This window comes from Gemmatimonadaceae bacterium, assembly GCA_035533755.1.
Taxonomy (GTDB): Bacteria; Gemmatimonadota; Gemmatimonadetes; order Gemmatimonadales; family Gemmatimonadaceae; genus JAGWRI01.
The window spans coordinates 41,286-64,792 of record DATLTC010000077.1 but is presented as its reverse complement, the minus strand read 5'-3'; the positions used below and the strand labels follow the sequence as shown (position 1 = coordinate 64,792).

Annotated in this window: 26 protein-coding genes; 13 read left to right on the top strand and 13 right to left on the bottom strand. The window is 68.2% G+C overall.

All coding sequences use genetic code 11. From position 1 onward, the window contains the following. Positions 1-133: 133 nt before the first annotated feature. The 8 genes from VNE60_11670 to VNE60_11635 form a co-directional block, all read right to left on the bottom strand. Positions 134-1,258 carry a THUMP domain-containing protein gene (locus tag VNE60_11670; GenBank protein ID HVB32177.1) on the bottom strand — a complete coding sequence of 375 codons (1,125 nt, stop codon included), beginning with the start codon at positions 1,256-1,258 and terminating at the stop codon, positions 134-136. A 46-nt stretch (positions 1,259-1,304) separates the two neighbouring features. Continuing rightward, positions 1,305-1,928: a protein-methionine-sulfoxide reductase heme-binding subunit MsrQ gene (locus VNE60_11665; protein ID HVB32176.1), complete on the bottom strand. Its 624-nt coding sequence runs from the start codon at positions 1,926-1,928 to the stop codon at positions 1,305-1,307. 41 nt (positions 1,929-1,969) lie between these two features. After that, complete coding sequence (msrP, locus tag VNE60_11660) at positions 1,970-2,899, bottom strand: protein-methionine-sulfoxide reductase catalytic subunit MsrP (protein HVB32175.1); 930 nt, start codon at positions 2,897-2,899, stop codon at positions 1,970-1,972. Positions 2,900-2,989: 90 nt separating this feature from the next. Further along, positions 2,990-3,781, bottom strand: coding sequence for an SDR family oxidoreductase (locus VNE60_11655; GenBank protein HVB32174.1), 792 nt, complete (start codon positions 3,779-3,781; stop codon positions 2,990-2,992). Between the two features lie 2 nt (positions 3,782-3,783). Then, positions 3,784-4,161, bottom strand: a complete 378-nt coding sequence (locus VNE60_11650; protein HVB32173.1) for a cupin domain-containing protein — start codon at positions 4,159-4,161, stop codon at positions 3,784-3,786. 25 nt (positions 4,162-4,186) lie between these two features. Next, positions 4,187-5,317 (bottom strand): ABC transporter permease, encoded by a 1,131-nt coding sequence (locus VNE60_11645; protein HVB32172.1) that lies wholly within the window; start codon positions 5,315-5,317, stop codon positions 4,187-4,189. Beyond that, positions 5,314-6,102: an ABC transporter ATP-binding protein gene (locus VNE60_11640; GenBank protein ID HVB32171.1), complete on the bottom strand. Its 789-nt coding sequence runs from the start codon at positions 6,100-6,102 to the stop codon at positions 5,314-5,316. Before VNE60_11640 ends, VNE60_11645 begins: the two co-directional genes overlap by 4 nt. Positions 6,103-6,113: 11 nt before the next feature. Next, the gene (locus tag VNE60_11635) at positions 6,114-7,082 is read right to left on the bottom strand and encodes an efflux RND transporter periplasmic adaptor subunit (protein ID HVB32170.1); all 969 of its coding nucleotides are present in this window, start codon (positions 7,080-7,082) and stop codon (positions 6,114-6,116) included. An 84-nt stretch (positions 7,083-7,166) separates the two neighbouring features. Between VNE60_11635 and VNE60_11630 the strand changes: the two genes are divergently transcribed. From VNE60_11630 to VNE60_11610, 5 genes are read left to right on the top strand one after another with little or no spacing between them, the layout of a single operon-like run. Further along, positions 7,167-7,622, top strand: coding sequence for a SufE family protein (locus tag VNE60_11630; GenBank protein ID HVB32169.1), 456 nt, complete (start codon positions 7,167-7,169; stop codon positions 7,620-7,622). 32 nt (positions 7,623-7,654) lie between these two features. Beyond that, complete coding sequence (locus tag VNE60_11625) at positions 7,655-8,092, top strand: DUF6526 family protein (protein ID HVB32168.1); 438 nt, start codon at positions 7,655-7,657, stop codon at positions 8,090-8,092. Between the two features lie 8 nt (positions 8,093-8,100). Next, positions 8,101-8,340, top strand: coding sequence for a CDGSH iron-sulfur domain-containing protein (locus VNE60_11620; GenBank protein HVB32167.1), 240 nt, complete (start codon positions 8,101-8,103; stop codon positions 8,338-8,340). Next, positions 8,337-9,377 carry an NAD(P)-dependent oxidoreductase gene (locus VNE60_11615; protein HVB32166.1) on the top strand — a complete coding sequence of 347 codons (1,041 nt, stop codon included), beginning with the start codon at positions 8,337-8,339 and terminating at the stop codon, positions 9,375-9,377. Before VNE60_11620 ends, VNE60_11615 begins: the two co-directional genes overlap by 4 nt. Next, complete coding sequence (locus VNE60_11610; GenBank protein ID HVB32165.1) at positions 9,377-10,420, top strand: dihydrodipicolinate synthase family protein; 1,044 nt, start codon at positions 9,377-9,379, stop codon at positions 10,418-10,420. The genes VNE60_11615 and VNE60_11610 overlap by 1 nt, the downstream gene beginning before the upstream one ends. Here the strand turns inward: VNE60_11610 and VNE60_11605 are convergent. After that, complete coding sequence (locus VNE60_11605) at positions 10,413-10,943, bottom strand: hypothetical protein (GenBank protein ID HVB32164.1); 531 nt, start codon at positions 10,941-10,943, stop codon at positions 10,413-10,415. The genes VNE60_11610 and VNE60_11605 overlap by 8 nt on opposite strands. A gap of 139 nt (positions 10,944-11,082) precedes the next feature. Here VNE60_11605 and VNE60_11600 point away from each other — a divergent pair, with 139 nt between their 5' ends. The 4 genes from VNE60_11600 to VNE60_11585 all read left to right on the top strand — a co-directional run bounded on the left by VNE60_11600 (position 11,083) and on the right by VNE60_11585 (position 15,419). Further along, a complete protein-coding gene (locus VNE60_11600; protein HVB32163.1) occupies positions 11,083-11,493 on the top strand; it encodes a prepilin-type N-terminal cleavage/methylation domain-containing protein in 411 nt (136 codons plus the stop codon). A 5-nt stretch (positions 11,494-11,498) separates the two neighbouring features. Then, a complete protein-coding gene (locus VNE60_11595) occupies positions 11,499-12,659 on the top strand; it encodes a prepilin-type N-terminal cleavage/methylation domain-containing protein (protein HVB32162.1) in 1,161 nt (386 codons plus the stop codon). 15 nt (positions 12,660-12,674) lie between these two features. Further along, on the top strand, positions 12,675-14,621 hold the full coding sequence (locus VNE60_11590; protein HVB32161.1) for a pilus assembly PilX N-terminal domain-containing protein: 1,947 nt from the start codon (positions 12,675-12,677) through the stop codon (positions 14,619-14,621). A 210-nt stretch (positions 14,622-14,831) separates the two neighbouring features. Continuing rightward, positions 14,832-15,419, top strand: coding sequence for a type II secretion system protein (locus VNE60_11585; GenBank protein HVB32160.1), 588 nt, complete (start codon positions 14,832-14,834; stop codon positions 15,417-15,419). Positions 15,420-15,446: 27 nt separating this feature from the next. Here VNE60_11585 and VNE60_11580 read toward each other — a convergent pair whose 3' ends face one another. Genes VNE60_11580 through VNE60_11570 form a run of 3 tightly spaced genes read right to left on the bottom strand, consistent with a single transcriptional unit; the run spans position 15,447 to position 17,883 of the window. After that, on the bottom strand, positions 15,447-16,442 hold the full coding sequence (locus VNE60_11580; protein ID HVB32159.1) for a tetratricopeptide repeat protein: 996 nt from the start codon (positions 16,440-16,442) through the stop codon (positions 15,447-15,449). A 34-nt stretch (positions 16,443-16,476) separates the two neighbouring features. Continuing rightward, complete coding sequence (locus tag VNE60_11575; protein HVB32158.1) at positions 16,477-17,031, bottom strand: hypothetical protein; 555 nt, start codon at positions 17,029-17,031, stop codon at positions 16,477-16,479. Between the two features lie 30 nt (positions 17,032-17,061). Then, on the bottom strand, positions 17,062-17,883 hold the full coding sequence (locus VNE60_11570) for a helix-turn-helix domain-containing protein (protein ID HVB32157.1): 822 nt from the start codon (positions 17,881-17,883) through the stop codon (positions 17,062-17,064). A 397-nt stretch (positions 17,884-18,280) separates the two neighbouring features. Between VNE60_11570 and VNE60_11565 the strand changes: the two genes are divergently transcribed. From VNE60_11565 to VNE60_11550, 4 genes are all read left to right on the top strand, one after another. Then, positions 18,281-18,631, top strand: coding sequence for a hypothetical protein (locus tag VNE60_11565; protein HVB32156.1), 351 nt, complete (start codon positions 18,281-18,283; stop codon positions 18,629-18,631). Between the two features lie 9 nt (positions 18,632-18,640). Continuing rightward, positions 18,641-19,801, top strand: coding sequence for a prepilin-type N-terminal cleavage/methylation domain-containing protein (locus VNE60_11560; protein HVB32155.1), 1,161 nt, complete (start codon positions 18,641-18,643; stop codon positions 19,799-19,801). A gap of 14 nt (positions 19,802-19,815) precedes the next feature. Then, complete coding sequence (locus VNE60_11555; GenBank protein ID HVB32154.1) at positions 19,816-21,768, top strand: hypothetical protein; 1,953 nt, start codon at positions 19,816-19,818, stop codon at positions 21,766-21,768. 217 nt (positions 21,769-21,985) lie between these two features. Further along, complete coding sequence (locus VNE60_11550; protein HVB32153.1) at positions 21,986-22,468, top strand: LytTR family DNA-binding domain-containing protein; 483 nt, start codon at positions 21,986-21,988, stop codon at positions 22,466-22,468. On the opposite strand, the gene VNE60_11545 is transcribed toward VNE60_11550, so the two are convergent. Next, on the bottom strand, positions 22,465-23,361 hold the full coding sequence (locus VNE60_11545; protein ID HVB32152.1) for a TIGR01777 family oxidoreductase: 897 nt from the start codon (positions 23,359-23,361) through the stop codon (positions 22,465-22,467). The genes VNE60_11550 and VNE60_11545 overlap by 4 nt on opposite strands. Positions 23,362-23,507: the final 146 nt, after the last annotated feature.

Genomic DNA, 23,507 nt, shown 5'->3' with positions numbered 1-23,507 from the left:
AGATCGCGCTGCCGGTCCCCTGCCATGCCGTCCACCGACACCAGCGCCCGCTCCACCGCACGCTTGGGCACGCCGCCGTCGGAGACGTTCACCGACACCACGATCCCGCCGTCCGGCGCCCTCTGCTCGGCGGTCAGAAGTAGATCCTCGCCGGTTCGTCCGACGCCGGCACCGCGCCCACCTCCGCGTGCACCGGAATGCCGCCGTTGCTCGTGGCCAACACGGTCTGCATCGCGAATCCGAGCTGCGCCGTGAGCTTCGCGTCCGGCGAGAATAGCGCCAGCCGCCACCCCGCACACTGCCGCCGCAGTACGTGGCCCAGCTGCGCGTACAGATTGCGAATCTCGTGGCGCTCGCCCACCCGCACGCCGTACGGCGGGTTCGCCGCCACGAGCCCAGGCCCTGTCGGCGGTTCGATGGCCGAGAGGGCCCGCACCGAGAACACGACGTCCTGCGACACCCCGGCCCGCTCGGCATTGGCGCGCGCCGCGTCGATCGCCCCCGCGTCGCGATCGGATCCCTGGATCGACACGGGACTGCGCGCCAACTCCTGCCCGCGCGCCTCCGCGACCGCCCGCGCCAACGCGGCGCGCGGAAAACCCGGCCAGTCCACGCACGCGAACTGCCGGTTGAGCCCCGGCGCCATCCGCCGGGCGATCAGCGCCGCCTCGATCGGAATCGTCCCCGCCCCGCACAGCGGGTCCACGAGCGGCGATTCGCCCCGCCAGTCGGCGGCGAGAAGCAGCGCCGCGGCCAGCGTCTCGCGCAGCGGCGCCTTGGCCACCGCCTGCCGATAGCCCCGCAGATGGAGCAGCGCCCCCGAACTGTCGGCGCTCACCGTGCACACGTCGTGCGACAGCCGCACCACGAACATCTGCTCGCGTCCGCTGTCCGCCGTCTCGTCGTCGGCCGTCTCCTCGCGCGCCGTGAACGCACTGGCGGCCCCCATCCGGTGCTCGATCGCCGCCGCCATCCGCTGCGCCACCGCGTCGGAGTGATAGAGCCGCGACTTGCGGCACGTCACCCGGAACCGCACCGCGCCGCCCGGCGCCACGAACCGCTCCCACGGAATCCGGCGCGCGTGGCGCTCCAGTTCGTAGAACGTGCGCGCCCGGAATTCCGCCGCGCGCACCACGACGCGGCTGGCCGAACGGAGCCACAGGTTGGCGCGGCACAGCGACGCGGCGTCCCCCGTCCACGCGACCCCGCCCGCCTCCGGGCGCGGCGCTTCCCCCAGTGCCGTCAGCTCCCCCGCCACCAGAGGCTCGAGGCCCGGCGCCGCGATGGCGAAGCACTCGTACGGGCTATTCGCTGCGCTGGGAACCGGCGGCGTTCGCGACACTCGGGGCAGCCTTGGTCGGGGAGGCCCGTCGCGGACCCCAGCGCGCGATCACGCGATAGGCGAGCAGCGCGATGAATACGGCCAGGTACACGAGCGGGAACAGCGTGTCCTTCTTCACGGCCCAAAGGTAGTGGACCGTCCCCCCGATCGCGATTGCGTAGATCAGTTGGTGCAAGCGCGCCCACCGCTGGCCCCCCAACCGGCGCACCCACCCGTTGGTGGACGTGAGGGCGAGCGGCACGAGCAGCACGAAACTCGCCATCCCCACCAGGATGTATCGGTGCTTCACGATCTCCCCGCCCATCAGCCCCCACGCGAAGAACCAGTCCACCCCCACCCACATCGAGAGGTGCACGCACGCGTAGAAGAACGTGAACAGCCCGAACATCCGCCGGTACCTGGCCAGGAAGCCCAGATGGAGCAGCCGGCGCGCCGGCGTCACGCCGAGCGTGATGGCCAGAAAGCGCAGCGTCCAGAGCCCGGTGAAGATCTCCGCCTCTTCGATCGGATTCACCCCCAGACCGTCGGGACGAAGCGCCCGCCACGCGAGATCGCCGGCGGGAATCAGACACGCCGCGAACACCACCGGTTTCAGCCAGCGCTGGCGCCCCAGCGCCTGCGAGAGCGTCAGAAGTTCTTCCTCAGATCCATGCCCGCGTACAGCGACGCCACCTGGTCGCCGTATCCGTTGAACATCAGTGTCGGACGGCGGCGGAACTCGCCGATCCGCCGCTCCACCGCCTGCGTCCACCGCGGATGGTCCACCGTGGGATTCACGTTGGCGTAGAATCCGTATTCGTCGGGTGCCGCCAGCATCCACGCCGTGGCCGGCTGCGCATCCACGAACTCGATCTTCACGATCGCCTTGATGCCCTTGAAGCCGTACTTCCACGGCACCACCAACCGCACCGGCGCGCCATCCTGGTTGGGCAGCGGTTTGCCGTACAGCCCGGTCGCGAGCAGCGTCAGCGGGTGCATCGCTTCGTCCATGCGCAGCCCTTCCACATACGGCCACTGGAGCACGCTCCGCCGCTGCCCCGGCATCTGCGCCGGGTCGTACAGCGTGGTGAACTTCACGTACTTCGCGCCCGGCGCCGGCTCGAACCGCTTCAGGATGTCCGCCAGCACGTAGCCGTTCCACGGAATCACCATCGACCACGCTTCCACGCACCGCAGCCGGTACACGCGGTCCACCTGTTGGCCCGGCTTGAACAGATCCTCGTATGCGTACGTGCCCGGCTTCTTGCACAGCCCCGACACCGCGATCGACCAGGGGTGCGTTCTGAACTGCTGCGAATACTCCTTGGGATCCGCCTTATCGGTGCCGAACTCGTAATAGTTGTTGTACGAGGTGATCTGGTCCCAGCTGTTGAGCTTGTCTTCCTGCGCGCCGGCGCCGGACACGAGCGCGCTCCGCAGCAGATGCGGCGCCAGCGCGCTTCCCGCGGCGATCGCCCCCACGCCCCCGGCCAGCTTCAGGAACGTCCGCCGGTTCAGGTACTCGCGCTCCGGCGTGATCTCGGAGAACGGCACGTCGTCGGGTTTCTTGATCAGCATCACCGCTCCTCGAGGTTCATCCTGCGCTCCCCGAACATACCGGTCCCCCCGCCAAACCGTTCCCGGCGCCGGCACCGCCGTCCGCACCGCTCAGAGCAGCGACCGGATCCACCCCCCGTCCACCGCGAACGACTGCGCGGTGATGTAGCTCGCGCGCTCCGACACCAGGAACGCCGCGAGCGCGCCGAACTCGCGCGGCTCCCCCAGCCGCCGCATCGGGATCTGCGACTCGAACCGCGCCAGCACCTCGGCCTCGGTCACGCCGTCGCGGGCCGCGGTGGCCCGCGCCAGTTGCTCCACGCGCTCGGTGCGCGTGTAGCCCGGCATGATGCTGTTCACCGTCACCCCGTCACGCGCCACTTCGTTGGCCAGCGTCCGCGCGAATCCCGTCACCGCGGCGCGGATCGCGTTCGACAGGATCAGCCCGTCCACCGGCTGCTTCACCGCGATCGACGTCACGTTGAGCACCCGCCCCCACTGCCGCGCCCGCATCCCGGGCAGCACGCGGCGCGTCAATTCCACGCTGCTGCGCAGCAGCAGATCCACGGCGCCCTGCCATGCCGCCCAGTCGTGCTGCTCGAACGGGCCCGACGGCGGCCCGCCCGTGTTGTTCACCAGGATGTCCACGGGCCCGTACGCCCGCTCCGCCTCGGCCGCCACGGCGTCGATCCCCGCCGTGGTCGACAGGTCGGCCGCGATTGCCCGCACGTCGCCGTTGGTGGCCTTCACGAGCTCCCGCCGCGCCGCCTCGAGCGGTTCGGCCGACCGCGCGCAGATCACCACCCGCGCCCCCTCGGCCGCCAGCTCGTGCGCCACCGCGTAGCCCAGGCCGCGGCTTGCCGCCGCGACGATCGCCACCCGGTGCTTGAGTCCGAGATCCATGATCAGCGGCGGAGGTAGGCGTCGGTCTTGTTCAGCCAGTCCTCGCGCGGCGGGCTGAAGATGTCCACGTCGAGCGTGTCCTCCAGCGCCTCCGCCTTGTGCCATACCATCGACGGGATGTGCAACACCTCGCCCGCCCGGACGACGAGCTCCTCCTTTTCGTCCTCGCCGATCCAGAATCGCAGCGCCCCTTCGAGGATGTAGGTGAGCTGCTCGTTCTCGTGCTGGTGCTTGGGCACGATGCACCCTTCCTTCAGGTACACGTGCGCCAGCATCATGCGGTCGCCGGTGATCAGGCGCCGGCCCAGCATGGGCGAAACAGTCTCGCGGGGCATCTCGTCCCAACGATAGAAGGTCACGTGCCGCGTCGTGTCGGACATGGGAGGTGAGGTTGAGGATTCGCGTTCAGCCGATCGTCTTCGAGAACCGCTTGACGCTCAGCGTGATCAACAGCACACAGAACATCGTGAGCACGGCGGCATCGCGCCATATGGCCGCAAAACCCGTGCCCTTGAGTAGAATATCCCGCAGGATCTCCAGATAGTACGTGAGCGGCAGGAGGAGCCCGATCCACTGCGCCAGCGCCGGCATCGCCTCGCGGGGAAACATGAACCCCGACAGCAGGATGTTCGGCATGATGAAGAAGAAGCTCAACTGCATCGCCTGGGCCTGCGTGCGCACGAGCGTCGACACCAGAAGCCCCAGCCCCAGATTGGCCACGATGTACGCTGCCGTCACCACGTACAGCAGCGACAGGCTGCCCCGCAGCGGAATGTCGAACAGCAGCTTGCCGAGCACCAGGATCAGCGACATCTGCACGTAGCCCACGAGCACGAACGGCACGATCTTGCCGAGCATCAGGCTGGTCTTGGAGATCGGCGTCACGATCAGCTGCTCCAACGTGCCCCGCTCCCGCTCGCGCACGATCGCCATGCTTGTGATCAGGATCATCGTGATCGCGAGCAGCACCCCCACCAGCCCCGGCACGATGAACGTCGAGCTCTTGAGATCGGGGTTGTACCACGGCCGCACCCGCACGTCGAGCGCCATCCCCCCCGGCACCCCCGACGCCGACGTCACCGCCGCCGCCAACTGCGCGCCGGAGATCGCCGCGCTCGACGACAGCGGATCGGCCGCGTCGATGATCACCTGCGCCTGCGCCGGCTGATGCCGCTTCATGTGTTTCATGAAGCCCGGCGGAATGATCACCGCGGCGTGCGCCGTCCCGGCTTCGATCCGCCGCTGCAGCTCGGCCCGGTCCGCCACCGTGCCCACGATCCGGAAGTTGCCCGTGTTCGCCATCACCTGCACCAGCGCCCGCGACGCCGACGACCGCGATTCGTCCAGCACCACGGTCGGCACGTTCCGTACGTCGGTGCGGATCGCGTAGCCGAACAGCGCCAGCTGCACCGACGGCAGCACCACCATCATCGCCAGCGTCAGCCGGTCGCGGCGCATCTGGATGAACTCCTTCCACAGCATCGGCCAGAACGGCGACGCCGGACGCGGCAGGAGTCGCGCCACCCACCGCGTCATGCCGGCACCCCGCCGCCGCCCACCGCCGCCGCATCCTGCTCCGCTTCGTCGCGCAGCTGCAACTCGATGAACACGTCCTCCACGGTCTTCCGGCCGAACTGCCGCGTCACTTCGTCCGGCGTGCCGAGCGCGATCAGGTGCCCCCGCGACATGAAGGCCAGCCGGTCGCAGCGCGACGCTTCGTCCATGTAGTGCGTGGTCACCAGGATGGTCGTCCCCCGCCCCGCCATCTCGTGGATCAGGTCCCAGAACCGCCGCCGCGACGCCGGATCCACCCCCGCCGTGGGCTCGTCCAGGAACAGCACCTCCGGCCGGTGCGCCGTGGCGCAGGCCAGCCCCAGCCGCTGCTTCCACCCGCCGCTCAACGTACCGGCAAACTGGTCCAGCCGTCCCGACAGCCCCAACTCCTCGATCAGTTCGCCCATCCGCGCATCGCGCTCGGCACCGCGCAACCCGTACACCTCGGCGTAGAACCGCAGGTTCTCCGCCACGGTGAGATCGTCATACAACCCGTACCGCTGCGACATGTACCCGATCGCCCGCCGCACCCGCTCCGGCTCGCGCTCCACGTCCAGCCCCGCCACCGTCGCCCCGCCCGAGGTGGGCGCCAGCAGGCCGCACAACATGCGGATGGTCGTCGTCTTGCCCGACCCGTTGGGACCCAGCATGCCGAACACTTCGCCGCGCCGGATCTCGAGATCCAATCCCTGCACCGCCACCAACGCCCCGAAGGTCCGGCGGAGCTTCTGTGTCGTGATCGCGAAACGACCGTCGCTCGTCCCCACCGGCGCCCCGCTCACTTCCCGCCGGCCGGCGGCGCCGCGAAATGCACCGTGATCGGCAGCCCCGCCTTCAGCATCCCCGACGTATCCGTGAACGCCACCTTCACCCCGAACACCAGATCGGCCCGCTCATCCTTCGTGAGCGCCACGCGCGGCGTGTATTCCGCTTTGTCCGCGATCGCTTCGATCCGCCCCACGAACGGGCGCCGCGGAAACCCGTCCAGGAATCCGCTCAGCGTGTCGCCCACGTGCAGGCGCGGCACCACGCTCTCCCCCACGTACACCCGCACGTACGGCCGCGACACGTCGCCGATCGTCATCGCCGATACGCCCGCCCCGATCACATCCCCGGGTTCCACGTTGCGGCTCATCACCAGCCCGTCCGTCGGCGCCAGCAGCACGAGGTCGCTCGCCGTCTGCTCCGCCGCCTGCAGCGCCGCCTGCGCGTTGGCCACCTCGCCCCGCGCCGCCGCGATCTGCTCCGGCCGCGCGCCCTCCCGCAACAGCGTCAGACTCTGCGCCGCCGCGTCCCGCCGCCCCGCCGCCCCGGCCGCCGCCGCCCGCGCCGCGTCGAACTGCTGCTTGCTGATCGTCCCCGACTGCGCCAGCCCGGTGAGCCGCGCCAGATCCTCCGCCGCGCGCGTCGCCTCGGCCTGCGCCGAGCGCAGATCCGCTTCGGCCCGCTGGATCTCTGCCGCCCGCGGTCCCGCGATCAGTTCGCGCAACTGCGCCTCGGACGATGCCAGACGCGCCTGCCGCCCCGCGATGTCCGACCGCGTCACCGATTGGGTGAGCGACACCAGCGTGTCGCCGGCGTGCACCACGGCTCCCTCATGCGGCCACACCCGCACCACCCGGGCCGGCACCAGCGCCGCCACATCGGTTTCCACCACTTCCACCGTCCCCGTGGCCGCCACCGAACCGTCGCCGGCCCGACTGCACCCGGCGAGCACCACCGCCGCAACGAGAAGACTGACGCGCATGGGAGTCCGTTGAGAATATGAGAAGAGCCGTCCCGCCACCCGCCGGCGCTTGACGCACCGTCGGCTCCCGGGTTTATCTCCGGCATGCCCGACAACGACGCATCGCCGAGCCTGCCGCCATCCGTCGCCCGCGTGCTCCGCCAGTTCGCGGCGCTCGGGCGTGAAGAAAAGATGCAGACTTTGCTGCATTACTCCAAGAAACTGGAACCCCTCCCCGACCGGTTCCGGAACCTCGACCGCGGCAATTTCACCGTACCCGAGTGCCAGACCCGCGTCGATCTGTTCCCCGAATTCCGTAACGGCACCATGCACTTCTACGCCGACGTGGACGTGCGCCAGTCGCCCACCGTTGCCGCCTTTCTCGCTATCCTGTTCTCCGCCGTCAACGATCAGCCCCCGGAAACCACCCTGGCCGTGCCCGCCGATTTCGTCCGGCAGATGATGGACGGGATCGGGCTCGCCGGCCGCGAAGTCGGCCTGTCGGCCATGGTCGCCCACCTCAAGACCCACGCCCGCCGCGCGCTCGCGCACGCGTCGTAACCGCCGAGCTCACCCGCCCCCCGGAGGCCCGCATGTCCGCCACGCCCCAAGCGTACGCGAACCATCGACGCATCTTTCCGCTGTACCACCTGTTCGCCTTTCCTATCCTCGCCATCAACGTGATCGTGGCGGTGGCCCGGCTCGTCGGCGCGCCCTCCATCGCCAACACCTGGTGGCTCCTCGTCGCCATGGCCCTCGCCGCGGGACTCCTCGCCTCCCGCGCGTCCACCCTCATCGTCCAGAATCGCCTGGTCGGCCTCGAGATGCGCCTGCGTCTCACGGCCATTCTGCCACCCGAGCTCCGCCCCCGGATCGGCGATCTCACCCTGCGCCAGATCGTCGGTCTGCGCTTCGCGAGCGACCCCGAACTCCCCGACCTCGTCCGGCGCTGTCTGGCCGGTGAGCTCACCACTGCAGACGACGTCAAACGCCGGGTCAAGGACTGGCGCCCCGACTTCGTCCGCGCCTGAGGACACTCATGCCGCTCGTCATCAAGGTTCGACACAACGGTCCCTACTTCCTCGACCTCACCACCGGCGACGTCCAGCTCCTGGACGGCGACGGCAAGCCCATCGACATCCCCCAGGGCAAACCCGGGGTCACGCTCTGCCGCTGCGGCGCGTCCAGACGCAAGCCGTTCTGCGACGGCACCCACAAGACGCTCAACTTCGACGAGCACGCACCCCCGCCGCCGCCGCCGGCCCCCACCGCCGGGTGACCACGGCGCCCGCTTGCCCCCGCGATGAACGCGAGCTGGATGACCGGCTCGCCGAGCCGCGCGACGAAACGGTGGCCGCCCTCGCCGCATGCCCGGGCGACGTCGTCGTGCTCGGCGCGGGAGGCAAGATGGGACCGACGCTCGCTCGCATGGCCCTCGCCGCCGCCCGCCAAGCCGACGGCGCCCGGCCGCGCCGCGTGATCGCCGTATCGCGCTTCTCGTCCACCGCCGCCGAACAGACCCTCCGCGACGCCGGCATGCACACCATCCGGTGCGATCTGCTCGACCGCGACGCGGTGGCCGCCCTCCCCGACGCGCCCAACGTGATCTTCATGGCCGGCCAGAAGTTCGGCACCCACGACGCGCCGTCACGCACGTGGATGATGAACGTCGTCGCGCCCGCCGTGTGCGCCGCGCGGTTTGCCGCCTCGCGCTTCGTCGTCTTCTCCACGGGCAACGTGTATTCGCTCTCGTCCATCCACGGGCCCGGCGCCCGCGAGACCGACCCCCCGGCGCCGGTCGGCGAGTACGCCTGGTCGTGCCTCGGCCGCGAACGCGTGTTCGAGCACGCCGCCGGCCTCGGCGCCCGCGTCGCCGTCATGCGGCTCAACTACGCCATCGACCTCCGCTACGGCGTGCTCACCGATCTCGCCGTCCGCATCTCCCGCGACGAGCCCGTGTCGCGGGCCATGACGTTCGTGAACGTGATCTGGCAGGGCGACGCCAACCGCGCCGCGCTCGAGTTGCTGCCGTTCGCCGCCTCCCCCGCGTTCGTGGTCAACGTCACCGGCCACCACGCGCTGTCCGTGCGCGCCCTGGCCGAGCAACTCGGGGCCCGCCTCGGTCGTCCCCCGCGATTCGCCGACGCCGAGCAGCCCGACGCGCTGCTCAGCGACACCGTCCGCATGCGGGACCTGCTCGCGCCGCCGGCGATGCCGCTCGCCACCATGATCGACTGGGTGGCAGACTGGGTCCGCGCCGGGCGCCCGCTGCTCGGCAAGCCCACGCGGTTCGACGTGCGCGACGGAGCGTTCTGATGAGCGGCCTGCGCGCCCATCTGCGCGAAGGCCAGGTGATCCCGGCCCATCCGCTCGCCCTCACGCCGCGGCGCACCCTCGACGAGCGCCACCAGCGCGCGCTCACCCGCTACTATGTGGACGCCGGCGCCGGCGGGATCGCCGTCGGCGTGCACACCACGCAGTTCGCCATCCGCCGCCACGGCATGTTCCGCCCCGTACTCGAGCTGGCCGCAGAAACAGCGCGCGCCGCGCTCCCGCCCTCGCGCCGCGCGTTCGCATTGGTCGCCGGCGTGTGCGGTCCCGTCCGGCAAGCCGTGGCCGAGGCCTCCATCGCCCGCGCCCTGGGCTACGACCTCGCCCTCGTGAGTCTGGCCGGCCTCGATTCCGGCAACCACCGCGCGCTCGTGCACCACTGCCGAGCCGTCTCCGAAGTCATGCCGCTGTTCGGGTTCTACCTGCAACCCGCCGTCGGCGGCCCCGTGCTGTCGCACGCCTTCTGGCGAGAACTCTGCGAACTGCCGGGCCTGTGGGCCGTCAAGGTGGCGCCCTTCAACCGGTACGCCACGCACGACGTGGTGCGCGCCGTGGTCGAATCGGGACGCGATGACGTCGCGCTCTACACCGGCAACGATGACAATATCGTGGCCGATCTCGTCACGCCGTTCCGCATCGCGGTGGGCGGCACGATGCGCGAGCGGTGGATGGACGGCGGCCTGCTCGGGCAATGGGCGGTGTGGACACAACACGCCGTTGCCCTGCTGCGCGACGCCAAACGTGCCCGCGCGCGGCGCGTCGTCCCCGCGTCGCTACTCGCCATGGGGTCGGCCCTGACGATCGCCAACGCCGCCATCTTCGACGCCGCGCACGGATTCGCCGGCAGCATTCCCGGCATCCACGAAGTGCTCCGCGCGCAGGGCCTGGTGCGCGGCGTCTGGTGCCTCGATCCCCGCGAGACGCTCTCCCCCGGCCAGCGGCACGCCATCGCTCGCGTCCGGCGCGCCTACCCCACGCTCGGCGACGATGCCTTCGTCCGCGACAACCTCGAGCGCTGGCTCAGCTAGCCGGCAGCAGCTCCGCCGTCCACGCGTCGCCGGCGCGTCGCTCGAACCGCTCCCGCCAGTCGCGGGCCGAGATCAGGCTGGTGTCGAAGATCGTCGTGTCCGCCGTCACATCGCGCCGCGCCGCCATCGCGGAAAATTCACCGCGGGTCGCGGACTGCGTGTTCCCGTCGGCGTCTCGGAAGAACACCCGGCCCCCCGACAACATCTGGACGCCCACCGAGACGCCAATCTCCCGGAGGTGTCGGAACAGATCGTCGATGGAGCACCCCGATGCCTGCTCCACCGTCGGATCGATGCCCACCGCCAGGAATCGGTCGTGCTGCCACTCCCGCGCGCAACGGAGCGGCGCGCCGTGCGCCTTCCACTGCGCCAGATAGGCGTCCACCTGGGCCAGCAGCGGCCGTGTTTGTTCGCCGGTCAGGTTCCGGTCGCACGCGAACACCCACACCCGCGCGCTGTCGGGAAGCGAGGAAAATGCAGCGAGAGGCATCTGGACGGACGTGGAGAGCTTGGCAAGGTCCATGGAGGAAATGTAACGCCATCGCGGTGAGGCCTGCCTGCCTGCCACCAGCCCCCGCCCGGGGCGGCCCGATTTGTGGTAGAATGGTCCACTATCAAGATCGTTTGAACGAGGGATTCGCCTGCATGCCTGGAGGGATGTGATGCTGCTGCGCCGTCGCCGCTGGCGTGCGCGGGATGGGTTCACGCTGATCGAGGTCGTCATCGCGTTGCTCATCCTCGGAATGGCATTGCTCGGGCTCGCCCTCTTCGTCTCCCGCATGGCCCACGCGGCTACCTTCTCGCACCTGCTCGGCACCGCCAACGAGCTCGCCGCCGATCGCATCGAGACCATCAAGAGCGCCACCACCTACTCGACGCTCGATTCCAGGTACGCCGGCACCGAAACCGCCATCTCCGGCCTTGGCAACGCGGGATTCACGCGCCAGACCATCATCCGCCACGTCGGCGGCGGAACGTCCGACACCTTGGACTACCGCATCGTCACCGTGATCGTGACCAACCCGGCGATGACCGACACCATCCGCAAGACCACGGTCATCGCGGCGTTCTAGCGGCCATGCCAATCGTGCACACGCGTCCCGCGCGCCGCGGCTTCACGCTCATCGAACTGCTGATCTCCATGCTTCTCATGATGGTGATCATGGCTGTCACCGTGCAGACGTTCCGCCGCAGTTCCGATCTGCTGGCCAGCCAGGCCGGCAGCCTCGAAGCGGAGGCCAATGCCCGCTTCGCCATCACCAGCCTCGATCGCGATCTGCGCGTCGCCGGCATCGGCACCATGCCCGCCCAGCCCACGCTCGTCCAGGCGTCGAACACCGCCATCACCTTCAACGTGGACCTGGTGTCCAGAGACCCCACCGACGTCTTTGCCGTATACATCGACCAGAGCGCCGACAGCAACGCCACCTCGGCCATGCGCAAGTCCGCCCCGATCACGCTCCCCAATTCGTCGTTCACCTATCCGGAGAGTACGTACTACCAGGCCACGGGCCTCATCGGCGGCGCCGAGACGATCTCGTACTACCTGGCCAAGGACTCCACCACCGCGCTGTCCAACGAATACATCCTCTGGCGCCGCGTGAACGGCACCACGCCACGCGTCATCGCGCGCGGCATCCAGTTCAACCCCACCGATACCGTCTTTCAGTACTTCCGCGTCACCGGCCCGGACACTCTCGCCGCCGTCCCGAGTGCCCAGCTCCCGCTCTACCACTACGCCGCCGCGCAGGGATCGGCCGCCGACACCGGCTCCTCCGCGGTCCTCGACAGCATTCGCAGCGTGCGGGTCTCCATCAAGGCCGTGTATCACGATCCCAAATCGGGCGATGTCCTGCGTCCCCTGCAGACCACCATCCGCCTGCTCAACGCCGGCCTCGCCAGCCAGACCAGCTGCGGCCAGGCGCCGGTCGGCGTCTCGGTCACGGCCACCACGTCCCTGCTCGGCGCCGCGTCCCCGTGGGTCAAACTCACCTGGAACGCCTCGGCCGATGACGGCGGCGGCGAGAACGACGTCGACCTCTACGTGATCTACCGCCGCCCCGACAGCCTGTCGGTGTTCACCCAGCCGCTCACCAGCATCCCCGCCGGCTCGTCCAGTTACACATTCACCGACAACCAGGTCACCCACGGCAGCCGCTGGATTTACGGCGTGGTCGCGCAAGATTGTACACCGAGCCGCTCCGCGCTCGGCGTCACGCCCACCGTCATCGTGCCATAGGACCTCGCGCCGCACATGCCACTCCCGCCCATCCCGAGCCCCGCCGGCACCCCACGCAATCTCCGGCTGCCATCCGGCCGCCGCCGCGCCGGCTTCGCGCTGGGCGTGGCCCTCATCTTCACGCTCGTGATCGGCGCCCTCGCCACGGCCGCGATCATCCTCTCGTCCAACGCCACGCTCCTCGCCAAGTCCGTGGCGCATCAGCGCGACATCAAGTACTCCGCCGAGTCCGGCTTGCAGATGACGCTGAGCCGTCTCGACCTGAACGCCGCCCTCCTCCCGGATAGCGGCGTGCGCCAGGTGATGACCAACGCCCCAATCATCAGCGCCGATTACGACACCCTGCCCGGCGTCACGGTCAACGTGTGGGTGGGCCCGTCGGGCTCCCTGTCCGGCCAGTACGGCAACTTCGCCAGCATCGTCGCCCAGGCCGTGGACAACAATGGCGTGGCGTTCGTCCGCCGCCTCGACGTCATTCAGGAGAGTTTCGCGAAGTACGGCTACTGGACCAACTCCGAGACCGGCCCCTACGGCACGCTCTACTTCAACAACGGCGACCAGCTCTGGGGTCCCGTGTTCTCCAACGACGTCCTCCACATCGGCAGCGGCGGCGCCACCTTCCACGACAGCGTCGCCACGGCGCAGACGGTGAGCGGCGCAAACTACGGCACCTTCCTCAAGGGATATCTCCAATATCAGAAGACCGTCGCCCTCCCGTCCTCGGCCAAACTCGGCAAATTGAGCACGTATGCTTCCTCGGCCGGCTACAACTTCACCGCCCCGACCAACGGCGACGAGACCACGGCCCTGGAGCGGATCGAGTTCGTGGCCACGGACCTCAACGGCGACGGAGATTCGACGGATGAGAACGAGGGCCTGTTCCGCATCTACAAGGCAAACGGCGGCCAGCAGGCATGGCTGCAGTCGCAATGGCCCGGGGTCACGAACGTCAGCAGCTACACCAACTGCGGTGACTGGCACGCGGTGCCCGGCGCCCCCGACCTCAAGTTCTTCCCGGCTGCGGTGCACCCAACCACTTGGTTCCGCGCCCTCATGCAGTCCGCCGGCCTCAGCTACTCGGCCGCCGCCGCCGAGAGCTCCGCGACCATCACCACGATCATGCAGCACACCAACGCACGGTGCTACCTGGGCGGCGATCCGCACCTCGTCGCGGTCGCCCGCACCGCCACGCTCTATCCCTTGCTCTCGAGCCGCCAGAAGGGCGGCGATGACACCACATTCACACCGGTCGACGCCTACGGCTCCTGGGTGCTCTACAGCAACACCCCCAGCGTGACGGTCGCCAGCAAGCGAGTCGACGCCAAGTACCTCTTCCCCCTCTCCCGTACCCTCAACCTGAACACCAAGGGAGTGGTCTACTTCAACGGAACGGTGGGGGTGAGTGGGATGGTGCGCGGCCGCACCACCGTCTACGCCCACGGAGGCGACCTCGTCCTTCTCGACGACCTCCGCTACGCCACCGACCCTTCGTTCAACACCTGCGCCGACGTGTTGGGGCTCATCGCCGACAACGATGTCGTTGTGTCCGACAACGCCATCAACACCCCGCAGAACGTGAACCCCGGCGGGTTCACGATCTGGCGATCACTCGACAACACGCAGGACCTCTACCTCCAGGGCGTCGTTATGGCGCTCAACAGCTCATTCCGGGTGCAGAATGCCTCCGCCGGCCCCACCAATGCCCTCAGTTGCCAGGGCAGTGTGGATGGCCGCGGTTGTCTGTATGTCACCGGCGGGATCATACAGCTGGTCCGCGGCATCGTTGGATACGGAAACGGATCGGGATATGTCAAGCGCTACGGCTACGATCAATGCGCCGGCAACTACCCACCGCCGTACTTCCCCACCACCGGGCGCTTCACCAACAACAAGTTCTACGACGTGAACCCGATCGGATTCAACGTCCTGACGCTGTTCAAGGGCATCACCAGCGGGAGCTGACCACGACTCGCTCCACCGGCGCGCTCGCTTCACCGGAAACCCTACCATTACACGGCCGACCATACCCCGCACAATGTGATATAATCTGCCCGCCTCGTGATGCCACGGGTCACCATCTCAGTTACTGTCCAGAGCCATGATTCGTATGGTTTGGTGGACCAGCCCCACACACGGTCCATCGGAATCCGCTCCTTTCGCGAGTACACCGCCATGACCGTTGCCACCCTGCACAGGGTCCGTCGGGCGATCGGGTTCACCCTGATCGAGATCCTGATCGTGCTCGTCATGATCGGTGCGCTTCTCGCGCTGGTCGGTCCTCGCCTCGATCTCGCCCGGTATCGCACCGATGCCGCCGTCCAGGGCGTGCGCAGCGTGCTGATGCAGGCCCAGCGTACCGCCCTCGTTCGACAGTACGACGTGGTGATCAGCATCGATACGGTTCACAACGCGCTGCTCTGGGCCGAGGACGCGAATAACGACGGCACCATCCAGTCCACGGAACACAAGCGGTCGTACCCGCTCAACGACGGCGTGGTGTTCATGGTGCCGCCCACGGGTCTCGACAGCGCGGTGAGTTCGGCCGTGGTCGGTGCGCACCTCGGCACCATGAACGGGCTGCCCACCATCACGTTCCACCGGGACGGGGCGGCCACCACCGACCTGCAGCTCTACATCGCCGGCCCCGCCAACCCCACGCACACCTATCGCGCCGTGCGGCTCACCCAGGGTACCGGACGCACCGATTGGTATCTGTACAACGCCCAGGCCAACACCTGGAAGCTCGGCGGGCTGAACTAGCGTCCACCGTTGCTGCAAACGCCGGGCTTACTGACGCGTGGATTGCCCTTCCAGCGTCGCCACTTCCCGTTTCGCGCCCAGGTCACGAAACAGCGCCAGCGCCTGATCACGCCACCGCATGGCGTCCGGAGCTCGCGTCGCCCGCTTCAGCTCCCACAGCTCGCGGCACGCCTCGGCTTCGAGCAACCTCACGCGAAACCGCTGGGCCACCTGTAACGCTTCGGTGAGCGCCGCTTCGGCGGCTTCCGCGTTTCCCGCCATGCGGTAGGCATAGCCCTGCCAGCGATACGCCTCCCCACGCTCCACCTCGTCGCCGATGTCGATGGAAATCGATATCGACAACTCACAGTTCCGCACGGCTCTCTCGTATTCCTGCCGCGCCACGAGGACCTCGGCCTGATTCAGGAGCACATTGGCGACCATCGGTCGGTGGCCGAGCAACTCGGACAGCCCGAGGCACTGCTCGTAGGCGTCCCCCGCCGCTTCCCACTCCTCGCGGTCGGCGTAGATCATGCCCAGGTTCTTCAGCGCCAGCGCTTCACTTGCCCGATCGTTGTGATCACGAAACAGCGAGCGCGCCCGGAGATAGTGCCATAGCGCGCTCTCGAGATCGCCCTCGATGTTCGCGATCACGCCCAGGTTCAGCAGAAACCGCCCGATCAGCACCGGGTCGTCCGTCCGCTCCATGGCCACCTGGTACGACGCCCGCGCCTGGGCATACTCGCCGCGCGCGTAGTGCACGGCGCCAATTCCATTTTCAGCGCGCGCCTCCAGATCGCGGCGTTCCGCCGCCCGGGCAGCAGTCCGCGCCCGCTCGTACAGCGTCAGCGCATGATCGTATCGCCCCTGCCTCCAGTCCACGCGGCCCAGCCGGAAATACCCTTCCGCCGCGTACCCGGGGTCGGCCTCGCCAGCCACCTGGGCATACGCCGCCGCGGCCTGCACATAGTCGCCCCGTTCCTCGGCCGCCTCGCCGGCGGCGAGTGCGGATTCGAGACCGGGACGCTTGTTGAATGCCGTCATCGACATTGAGAGACCGGGCCAACAGCGGGTGTCATCAGAATGCGATCGAGTACGATGAGAAATGTCCGATGGTCGTGGCCACGGCGTGCCCATCGAACGTCGCGCCGAGCGTCTCGAGCACGTTGCCTGCGTCATCAAGGTACACCACGTGACTTGGCGTCCTGTCCCCCACATTGCAACCGGCGGTGGTCAGCACCAGGGTCGCCCGCTTCGCGAACTGCAGCCCCTGCGGCTCGAAGTGGATGTCGGCCAGCGTGTCGGCCGGGATCGTCGCCGTGATCAGCGTCGGCTCGGCCACCGCGCCCGCCGGAATGACCAGCCGGTCGAGGCCCACGACGATCACCGCTCCGGTCGGTCCAGCCATCGCGCTCGCGGTCGCGGTGCCGTGCGCGCTGCACGTGAGCAGGTCCGGAACATTGCCGTCATCCCCGCCCGAGGATCCCACATCGCTATGGATACCCCTCGAGGCAGATGCCGGTCCGCCCGCCGGAAGCGTCAGATCGCGGCACCCGGCCGCCAGGACAACCGCCATACCGGAAAGCGTGAGAACGAAGAGTCGAACGCGTGGCAACATGCGGAACTTCTCCATATGAAGAGTCTGTACTATGCGAGGAGCCATTCAGAGCGCCAGCGCCGGCGACCGCAGGCCGCTGCGCGACACCTGCGGCGACGCGTTGGCCTGACGCACCTGGCGCAGCATGGCGCGCAGCACGAACGCCGCGCCGCCCCGGCGACGGATGTCCCCGGGGGTGGAATGCAGATACCGTTGACATACGTTTCGAAACGCGCTTCCCGACGGGAACCCCAGGCTGGCCGCCACCCGATCGGCCGTCCGATGCGGGTCCTCGAGCATTCTCGCCGCAACGATCAGCCGCCCCCAGGTGAGTAGCCGCCGCGGCGGCGGGTAGCCGGCCGCTGCCAGACGGTGGCTCATCGTCCGCCGCGGAAGCGCCAGGAACCGCGCCAACCCCTCCGGCGACAAACGTTCATGAGCCCGCGTGATCACCAAAAGCACGGCATCACGTACGCTCACGTCCACTTCGCCCAGCGCCAGGCGTACCTCCCCGCCCAGGCTCCGGGACTCCGCCCGCTCGACCCGTGATAGGATCTGCCGAGGGGTGTCGTCGTGGTCCGCGACGATGAGCGCATCCATGCCCAGACGACCGGCATCGAATACGTCGTGGATTCGGTCGAGCGTGATCGTGGAATACGTGAGCAGCGACAGCCCTGGCCATCGCTGCTTGAGCTGCCGGATGCGCTCGAAGTTCGCCTCGCCGGTCGCGTACAAATCCACCACCGCAATACGCACCGGCTGCATCTCGCACGCCTCCGCCAACGCGTCCCATGTCGCGCACGGCACCAGTTCGTGTCGGTCGCGAATGGCGGCGCGCAGGCGTTGCAGATGTCCCGCCTGCGGCAACAGCGTGGCAATTACGCCCAAACGACCCCCACATCGGCGTGGTTGAATCGGCATCCCCCGGGCCGTTCGCCCGGAGTTCGCCTCTACGGTAGGGGCAGATGACCATCACCAGCAAGGCCGAATATCACACAATGTGATGGTCTATGCCTGTGTCGTGATGGCCAGGATCACCTGAGGCGTTACCCTCGTGATCAGATCTTCGTAGCACCAATGACCCGCGGTCCGAACCGCTCGAAGTATTGGCTCCTCATTTCGACCTTTCGTTATGGCTCTCTTCAACGCGACGCGCAACCGTACACACGTAGTCTCCCTGTTGGGAGACGACGATCACGCCTCACGCGTCATGTTGTCCCGTCAGCCTGCACGTAATTCACGCGCCCTCCGGGCTCGCGCGGGCTTCTCGCTCGCCGAGGTCCTCGTGGCCCTCGTCATCCTCACGGCCGCGCTCCTCGGTCTCGCCCTGTTCGTGTCCCGGATGGCGCACGCCACGAGTGACTCGCGACTCCTCGGCACCGCCACCGAACTCGTCACCAATCGGATCGAGAGCATCAAGTCGATCACCAACTACGCGTCCATCGACACCTGCGCGATCACCGAGTCCACGATCGCCGGATCCCCGGACTATGTCGGCTTCAAGCGCCAGACACTGGTCAAGCACGTCGGTGGCGGCGTTGCCGATTCCGTGGACTACCGCATCGTCACCGTCATCGTCACCGATCCGGTGATGTCGGCGCCGGTGAAAAAGACCACCGCCATCGCGGCCTTCTAGGGAACCCATATGTCGCCCCGACTCCAGGCCCGCCGCGGCTTCACCCTGGTCGAAGTCATCGTCGCCATGATGCTGCTGATGGTCATCATGGCCACCACGGTGCAGACCTTCCGCAAGAGTTCGAATCTGCTCGGCGCCCAGGGCGGACGCCTCGAGGCGCAGCAGAACGCCCGCTTCGCGGTCACCACCCTGGACCGTGACCTGCGGGTCGCCGGCGTGGGTACGGTGGCCGGCCAACCACTGCTCGTGGAAGCCGACACCACCGCCATCGTGTTCAACGTCGACCTCATCTCGCGCACACTGGGCGACGTCGGCGCCGTGTACGTGGACACCAATGCCGATTCCAATTCGGTGTCCGCCATGAAGTCCGTCAACAAGCTCCTCCTCCCGGGCATGTCGGTCTTCTACCCCAACTCCACGTACGTGCAGCCGAGCGGCACGGTGAGCGGCGCCGAAACGATCGCCTACTACCTCGGAAAGGACACCACCTCGAGCTACAGCAACCAGTACAACCTGTACCGGCGGGTGAACGCCACGGCGCCGCAGATCATCGCCCGGGGCATCCAATACACGGCCGGGGACACGGTCTTCCAGTTCTTCAAGGAAGACACCACGGGCAAGCTCACGGCGATTCCCATGTCGTCGCTCCCGCTGTACCACAAGGCCACGATTCACGGGGCCATCTCCGACACCGGCAAGTTCGCGCTGGTGGACAGCGTCACGATGGTGAAGCTGAAGCTCGTCGCCGTGTATCATGACCCGAAACAGCCAACCAGCATCGTGACGCGGACCATCCGCAGCACGCTCCGCATTCTCAACGCCGGCCTCGTGAATGCCACCACGTGCGGCAATCCCCCGCTCGGCGTGACCGTCAGCTACACCACCTCGACGGCCGGCGCGTCCACGCCCTTCATCACCCTCACGTGGCCGGCGTCGGGCGACGACGGCGGCGGCGAGAAGGACGTGGAGAGCTACGCGATCTACCGACGCCCCCCTGGCATTCCGACGTTCAACCAACCCGTGGCCAGTGTTCCGGCCGGGTCGGCGACGTATTCGTGGACCGACAACAACGTGGCCTCCGGCGACAATTGGGTCTACGGCGTGTCGGCGCAGGACTGCACGCCATCCAGCTCGCCCATCGGCGCGACCGGCACGATCGTCGTGCCATGAGAGGAAGGAATCCTATGCGCTCACATCGTACCACCTCGCGCGCCCGGTTGGCGCACACCCGGCTCCGCCCCTCACATGGCGCCCGGAATCGGCCCGGCTTCGCGCTGGGCCTGGCGCTCATGTTCACGCTGGCCATCGGGGCGCTCGCCACCTCGGCCATCGTGCTCTCGTCCAACGCCACGCTCATGGCCAAGGCCACCGACCGGCAAACGGAGATGCGGTACGCGGCCGAAGCCGCGCTGCAGATTGGCAAGAGCCGGCTCAACTACGATCCCGCCTCGCTCCCCGACAGCGGAGAGACTCAGATCATCACCAACCAGCCGGTGTACGCGGCCGACGGCACGACGCTGCCCAACGTGAGCGTCAACGTCTGGGTGGGCCCCACGGGATCCACCACCGGCCAGTTCGGCCGGTTCGCCAGCGTGGTTGCCCAGGCCGTGGACAACCGCGGCTCGGGGTTCGTCCGGCGACTCGAATTGGATCAGGAGAGCTTCGCCAAGTTCGCCTACTACACCAACTCCGAGACCTGCTGCGGCGGAGTGACCATCTACTTCAACAGCGGCGACGAACTCTGGGGACCCGTCTATTCCAACGACGTCATCCACATCGGAAGCGGCGGCGCCAAGTTCCATAGCGACGTCAGCACGGCCCAGACCATCAGCGGCATCGGCTACGGCACGTTCCTCATGGGGTATCACCAGAACGCCCCAAAGATCTCGCTGCCTTCCACGGCCAATCTCGCCAGCCTCACGGGATACGCCGGCCTTGCCGGGTATGCGTTCACTCCACCCACCAGCGGCGATGAGACCACGGTCCGACAGCGCGTCGAGTTCGTGGCCACCGACATCATGGGCACCGGCGATTCACTGGCCATCCAGGATGGCTTCTTCCGCGTGTACACCGCGAACTCTGGCCAGACCGCGTGGCTGCGCGGTGACGCTGCCAACGAGACCAAGAACTGCGGCGACTGGCATGTGGTCAACGGCGTGAGCGTGTTCTTCCCGATCTCCGTGCACAACACCACCTGGTTCAAGAGCGCGATGTTGACTGCGAACGGCGGCACGATGAACTCCACGCAGGCCAACAGCGAAGGCTCGGCGTCCGCCTCCACGATCATGGGGCATGCCAATGCCCGCTGCTATCTCGGCGGCGATCCGCACCTCGTGGCCGTGGCGCGCACCACGAGCATCCTCGACCCCGGCACCGGATCCAACTACACCACCAACGCCATCCAGAAGGGCGGCAGCGATACGACGTTCACGCCCAAAGACCAGTATGGCGCATGGTCGCTCTATTCCAACTCGCCCAACGCGGCCGTCTCCGCCAGGCGCGTCGACGCCAAGTATCTGTTCCCGCTCTACCGCGGATACAACATCAACGTCAAGGGCGTCGTCACCTTCGCCGGCACGGTAGGCGTCAGCGGCACGCTCCGCGGGCGGGAAACCATGTATGCCAAGGGCGGCACGATCGTGATCCTCGACGACATGCGAGACGCCGACGATCCAGCCCTCGGCACCTGCGCCGACATCCTCGGTCTGCTCGCCGACAACAACATCGTCGTGGCCGACAACGCCATCAACACCCCGCAGAGCTTCACGGGGTCGTACAAGTCGTTCGACGATTCGCATGACCTGTACATCCAGGGCGTGCTCATGGCGCTCAACACGTCGTTCATGGTGCAGAACTACACCACCGGTCCGAGCAGCGGCCAGACGTGTGCCGGCAACTCCGACGGCCGCGGCTGCCTATACCTGACCGGCGGGCTGATCCAGCAGGACCGCGGCCCCGTGGGTTACAGTTCCGGCCAGGGGTACATCAAACAATACAGCTATGACCGCTGCGCCGCGGTGAACCCGCCCCCGTACTTCCCCACCACGGGCAGGTTCCAGGATAACCGGTACTTCGAGCTCAATCCCGTGGGCTTCAACGTTGTCTCGCTGTTCCAGAGCCTCACCCCGGGCCCCTGAGCGCACCTCGGTCCAGATGCACGTGGAACGCCCGCGACCTCGCGTCGCGGGCGTTCGTCGTTCCGCACCGCGGCCTCCGACCAACGCCGGGTATCGTTCACCATGTCTTTACAGATTACGGACACCAGAACGGCTACCAATCCGTAGGGAACGGTGTCTAAGTGCCTGAGGCCCGTGTCTCGCGCCCCGCATCCCTTCACCCTTGCGGAACTGTCCCATGACGGAATCCACCCGACTGCTGAGCCTTGCCGAGGATGATCCACACGGCGACGCGCTCCGTCCCGACGTTTCAAACCGCGACCGGGCCGGCACCGCGCCGTCCCGCGTCGATTCCATCGCCCGCACGGTGTTCGAACTGCTGCGCGCCGAACGCCAGCGCTCTCGCATCGTCGTGCGCTCCGAACGCCGCCTGCTCTTCCTCCGCCAGGAGGAGATCGAATGGGTGGAGGCCGCCGGCAACTACGTGCGGCTGCACGTCCGCGGCAGCGCGCACGTGCTCCGCCAGAGCATGAAGAACATGGAGACGCGGCTCGACCCCGCCGTCTTCGTCCGCATCCACCGATCGGCCATCGTCAACGTCGACCGCATCCGCGAGCTGCAGCCCTGGCTGCACGGGGAATACGTGGTGATCCTCGACGACGGCACGCGGCTCTCGGCCAGCCGCGTGTTCAGCGACCGCCTCGACGCGCTGATCGGCTAGACCGTCCGCCCCAATTCGAACGCCAGCCCGTCGGCGAGCAGCGGGAACCGGAACTGGAACCCCAGCTCTCCCAGACGCCGCGGCAGCGCCCGCTGGCTGGCGAGCAGCGTGCTCTGCGCCATCTCCCCGAATGCCAGCCTCAGGGCCACGGCCGGCACCGGCAGCACCGCCGGCCGGTGCAATGCGCGCCCCAGGAGCCGCGCGAATTCCGCGTTGCGCGCCGGATGCGGCCCCACCACGTTCACCGGCCCTGCCGCCTCCTCCGCGCCGAGCAGGAACAGCACCGCCCGCACGAAATCCTCCCGCGTGATCCAACTCATCCACTGCCGCCCCGTCCCGATCGGCCCCCCCACGCCGGCCCGGAACAGCGGCAGCATCTTGGCCAGCGCGCCGCCATCCTCCGCCAGCACCAACCCGGTCCGAAGCTGCACCACGCGCACGCCCACGTCGCGCGCCGGATCGGTGGCCCGCTCCCACTCCGTGGCCACTGCGGCCAGGAAGTCCTTGCCCCGCCCGCTGCGCTCGTCCAGCACCTCGTCCCCGCGATCACCGTAGATCCCCACCGCCGAGCCCGACAACAGCACGCGCGGACGATCGCGCGCGCCGACCATCGCCCGCGCGATCGTCTCCGTGCCCCGCACCCGGCTCTCGCGAATGCGACGCTTGCGCTCCCGCGTCCACCGCTGCGCGATCGGCTCGCCGGCCAGATGAACCACCACGTCGATGCCCGACAGGGCCGCCGGATCGAGCCCGCCGGCCTCGGGGTTCCACACGATGCCGTCGCGCGCATCGGCCGTGCGCACCAGGCGCCGCACCACGTGCCCGGCATCCTCCAGACGGCGCTCGAGATGGCGCCCCAGAAATCCCGACGACCCCGACAGTGCGATCTGCATACGCTGCGAATTACGGTGTCGGTACCGCATTGTCCACGGCCTGCCCAGGCCGCGCGCCCACCCGTCCCGGCATCGCAGCCCCGCCGGCGGGCCGTTCGCGTCCCCTCCCGGGAACCCGAACGGCGGCCGGGGCATAGATTAGGTGA